The organism is Mesorhizobium sp. M7A.F.Ca.CA.004.06.1.1 (assembly GCF_003999135.1).
Lineage (GTDB): Bacteria > Pseudomonadota > Alphaproteobacteria > Rhizobiales > Rhizobiaceae > Mesorhizobium.
In genome coordinates this window covers 1-4115 of record NZ_RZPQ01000540.1, presented here as the reverse complement: position 1 = coordinate 4115, position 4115 = coordinate 1, and the positions used below count along the sequence as shown (strand labels likewise).

General features: G+C 63.5%; 5 protein-coding genes and 1 pseudogene. 2 read left to right on the top strand and 4 right to left on the bottom strand.

Annotated features, from left to right (window positions below):
* Both EN906_RS25310 and EN906_RS25305 read left to right on the top strand, forming a co-directional pair.
* Positions 1-455, top strand: a pseudogene (locus EN906_RS25310) (beta-ketoacyl-[acyl-carrier-protein] synthase II); the annotation flags it as partial.
* A 93-nt stretch (positions 456-548) separates the two neighbouring features.
* Complete coding sequence (locus EN906_RS25305) at positions 549-1364, top strand: oxidoreductase (protein ID WP_127269244.1); 816 nt, start codon at positions 549-551, stop codon at positions 1362-1364.
* Positions 1365-1386: 22 nt separating this feature from the next.
* Here EN906_RS25305 and EN906_RS25300 read toward each other — a convergent pair whose 3' ends face one another.
* From EN906_RS25300 to EN906_RS25285, 4 genes are all read right to left on the bottom strand, one after another.
* Positions 1387-2034: an amino acid ABC transporter permease gene (locus EN906_RS25300; RefSeq protein ID WP_127269243.1), complete on the bottom strand. Its 648-nt coding sequence runs from the start codon at positions 2032-2034 to the stop codon at positions 1387-1389.
* On the bottom strand, positions 2031-2687 hold the full coding sequence (locus EN906_RS25295; RefSeq protein WP_127269242.1) for an amino acid ABC transporter permease: 657 nt from the start codon (positions 2685-2687) through the stop codon (positions 2031-2033). The genes EN906_RS25300 and EN906_RS25295 overlap by 4 nt, the downstream gene beginning before the upstream one ends.
* Before the next feature lie 6 nt (positions 2688-2693).
* A complete protein-coding gene (locus EN906_RS25290; RefSeq protein ID WP_127269241.1) occupies positions 2694-3500 on the bottom strand; it encodes a transporter substrate-binding domain-containing protein in 807 nt (268 codons plus the stop codon).
* Positions 3501-3585: 85 nt separating this feature from the next.
* A partial coding sequence (locus tag EN906_RS25285) for an arginase family protein (protein WP_206529164.1) occupies positions 3586-4115 on the bottom strand: 530 nt, incomplete at its 5' end.

Genomic DNA, 4115 nt, shown 5'->3' with positions numbered 1-4115 from the left:
CAACCGCCGATGCCCACCACGTCACCTCCGGACCAGAGGACGGCGACGGCGCGCGCCGGGCCATGCAGATCGCGATTGCCCATGCAGGGATTTCGCCACGCGAGGTTCGTCATCTCAATGCGCATGCGACATCAACGTCAGTCGGCGACCTGGGTGAGATCGAAGCGATCAAGAGCGTGTTCGGGCGCGATTTCGCGATAGCTGTCAGCGCCACGAAATCGGCGACCGGACATTTGCTCGGAGCGGCCGGCGGGCTTGGTGCGATCTTCGCAATCCTGGCGCTCAGGGATCAGGTCGCCCCGCCAACCCTCAACCTTGGCGAGGCCGATCCGGCCGGCGACGGAATCGACTTCGTCGCAAACGCGCCCCGGCCCATGGAGATGGAGTACGCGATCTCCAATGGCTTCGGCTTTGGCGGCGTGAATGCCAGCGCCCTGTTCAGACGCTGGAACTAACCGGTGGCCAGACGCAGTCATGACCAACGCCCTTTGCCCCGGCCTCTCATGCTTTTCCCAATCCGATCCAACGCAAAGAAGGATATGATTTCCATGAACAAGACCAACCCTGGCGTCGCCCTGGTCACAGGGGCATCTTCCGGCATCGGGCGCGCTACCGCCGATGCCTTGCTAGGCGCCGGCTTTCGCGTCTTCGGAACCAGCCGTCGCGCGGCCTCCCGGCCATCCGCCGGCGTTACCATGCTGACCTGCGACGTGACCGACGACGCGTCCGTTGCGACAATGGTCGATGACGTTCTGGCCAAGGCCGGACGCATCGACCTGCTTGTCAACAATGCCGGCATGGGCCTGTTTGGCGGCGCAGAGGAGTCCTCGACCGCCCAGGCTAAGGTGCTGTTCGACGTGAACGTCTTCGGCGTCTTGCGTGTGACCAACGCGGTGCTGCCGGCAATGCGGCGCCAAGGGAAGGGCAGAATCGTGAATTTGAGTTCGGTGCAGGGGCTCATCCCCGCTCCCTATTTCGCACTCTACTCGGCGACCAAACATGCCATCGAGGGTTATTCGGAGTCGCTCGATCACGAATTGCGCCCGTTCGGCATCCGCGTTTCGCTGGTGGAGCCCGCCTATACCCGCACGGCATTCGAGGACAATCTTGCCGCCCCCGACCGGTCGCTCGAAATCTACGACTCCGCGCGTGCCGGGATGACTGTATCCGTGCGGAAATCGATGGAAAAAGGCGATGCGCCCGAAGTGGTCGCCAGCACCGTTTTGGCCGCGGCGACCGATCCTGCGCCGAAGAAACGCTATGCGGCGGGAAAAATGGCGCGCCAGGTCAGTTTCCTGCGTCGTTTCGTCCCCGCGTCCGCATTCGACAAGAGCCTGCGCAAGCAGCTTGGGCTGCCGGCCTGAAATCGAGCGCTGCCTTGGCGCGTCAGCGAGCAGCCGCCTGTTTCTCGAGCCTGCGGGCGTATTGCGTCAGCGGAAAGCACATGACGAAGAAGATCAGAGCCACCAGCCCGTAGACCTTGAACGGTTCGAAGGTCGCATTGTTGATGGCGTTGGAGGTCCGCACCAGCTCCTCGAAGCCGATGATCGAAGTGAGCGCGGTCGATTTGATCAGCTGAACCAGGAAGCCGACGGTGGGTGCGCGGGTGATCGAAAAGGCCTGCGGCAGGATGATCAGCCTCAGCTCCTGCAGATAGTGCAGGCCAAGGCTTGCGCCGGCGTCCCATTGCCCCAGGGGTAGCGCCGCGACGCCGGAGCGCCAGATTTCGGCGAGATAGGCGCTGGCGAAGAAGGTGAGGCCGAGCGCCGCCGCCGTCCACGGTTCGATGCGCAGGCCGAGCATCGGCAGCCCGAAGAACATCAGGAACAGCTGCATCAAGAGCGGCGTTCCCTGGAACAGGGCGATGTAGCCCGAGGCTATGCGCCTGCTCCACTTGTTTTTGGCGATCCTGAAGAATAGCACGACCAGGCCGACGATGCCGCCGCCGATGAAGGCGGCCAGCGATAGCAGCACCGTCCAGCGGGCGGCGAGCAGCAGGTTGCGCACGATGTCCCAGGAGGTGAACTCGATCATGATACGCCGGCTCCGAGCGCACGGCGCCCGCCTGACACCAGCAGCCGGCGCAAGGCCATCGACAGAGCGAGATAGACCAGCGTCACGACGAAATAGGTCTCGAAGGAGCGGAAGGTGCGCGCCTGCAGCATGTCGGCCTCGTAGGTCAGTTCACGCACGGCGATCTGCGACACCACGGCCGACTCCAGCATCATGATGACGATCTGGCTGGTCAGCGCCGGAAAGATCACCTTGAGCGCCTGCGGCAGCACGATCTTGATGAACACCTGGCGGGGCCGCAGCCCAAGCGCGAGCGCTGCTTCTGTCTGTCCGCCGGGCACGGCGTCAAGCCCGGCGCCGACGATCTCGATCGTGTAGGCCGCCATGTTGAGCGTCATCGCCAGCATGGCGGCCAGGAGCGGGTCGAGCCGGATGCCGAGGCTGGGCAGCCCGAAAAAGATGAAGAACAGCTGCACCAGGAACGGCGTGTTGCGCATCACCTCGACGTAACAGGCGATTGCCCGCTTGAGCAGAACCGGGCCGTTTCGTCGCCCCGCGGCACCCAGGATGCTGAGCAGCGTTCCGGCCAGCGTGGTCACGGCGATCAGCAGGATCGTCGTGGCCGCGCCGTGCGCGATGTCGCCCAGAGCACCCGGGAGCCAGGCAAAGGCCACGGAAACTCAATCCTTGAGGTTTTCGGGATTGAGCGGCGTCTTCAGCCAGGTTTTCGAGCTTTCATCCAGCTTGCCGTCGGCCAGCATCTTGGCGATGGCATCGTTGACCGCCTTCTTCAGGCCGTCCTCATTCTTGTTGAGGCCGATATGCGAGGGCGAGGTCAGAAGCTGGAACTTCTGCTCCGGCTTCAGTGCGTCCTGCTTGGCCAGCACCTGCGCGCCGACATCGTTGCCGACGACCATCAGCTGCGTCTGGCCGGAGATGAAGGCCTGGATCACCGAATTGTAGTTGTCGAAGCGCTTGATGTCGGCCGACGCCGGTGCTGCCTCGGTGAGCGAGGTATCTTCCAGCGTGCCACGATTGACGGCGATCGACTTGTCGGCGAGGTCTTCCTTGCCCTTGACCGTCAGAGCCGCCGGACCGATCACGGCGATGTAGTAGGGCGCGTACGCGGCGGCGAAGTCGATGACCTGTTCGCGTTCCTTCGAGTAGCCGACGCTCATCAGGATGTCGACGCGCTTGTCGTTCAGATACGGGATGCGGTTCTGGCCGGTGACGGCGATGGGGTTGAGCTTCACCTTGAGCGTATCGGCAATGTATTGCGCGACATCCATGTCATAGCCCTTGAGGCTCATGTCGGCGCTGGCCGAGGAGAAGGGCGGGAAATCGGCGAAGACGCCGACATTGATGGTGCCGGCCTTGGTGATGTCCGCCAGCGCATCGGCGCTTGCGGCTTGTGTGGCGAAGCCGAAACCGGCGGTGCCAAGCATCAGCACGGCGGCGATGGAGGCAAATGTCTTGCGGATTGTCATTGTTATTCCCCTGTCTGGACGCTTGTTTGTTGGATACGGCCGCCGGCTCCAGCGCGGCGGCCGCCTTCGTTCGGATTGGTAGAGGTCAGGATCCCTTGCCGGTGACAGCCGGGCTGAACACCATCAGGCTCAATATCTCGAACAGCACCTGTGCGGCGGCGTGCGCCGTGTTGGTGGTCGCGTCATATTGCGGCGCCACCTCGACGACGTCGCCGCCGACGATGTTGAGACCCTTGAGGCCGCGCAGCAGTTCGAGCACTTCGCGCGTCGTCAGCCCGCCAACTTCCGGCGTGCCGGTGCCCGGCGCGAAGGCCGGGTCGACGCTGTCGATATCGAAGGACACATAGGTCGGGCCGTCGCCGACTATTCTGCGCGCCTTCTCGATGATGGCCGGAATGCCGAGACCGGTCACCTCCTCGGCATGCACCACGGTCATGCCGGACTCGTAGGTGAACTCCCACAGATATTCGGCCGAGCCGCGGATGCCGATCTGGATCGTGCGCGTCGGGTCGAGCACGCCGTCAAGCACCGCGTTGCGGAACGGGCCGCCATGGTGGAACTTGGTCATGTCGAACAGGCCACTGGTGTCGCAGTGGGCGTCGATATGGATCAACC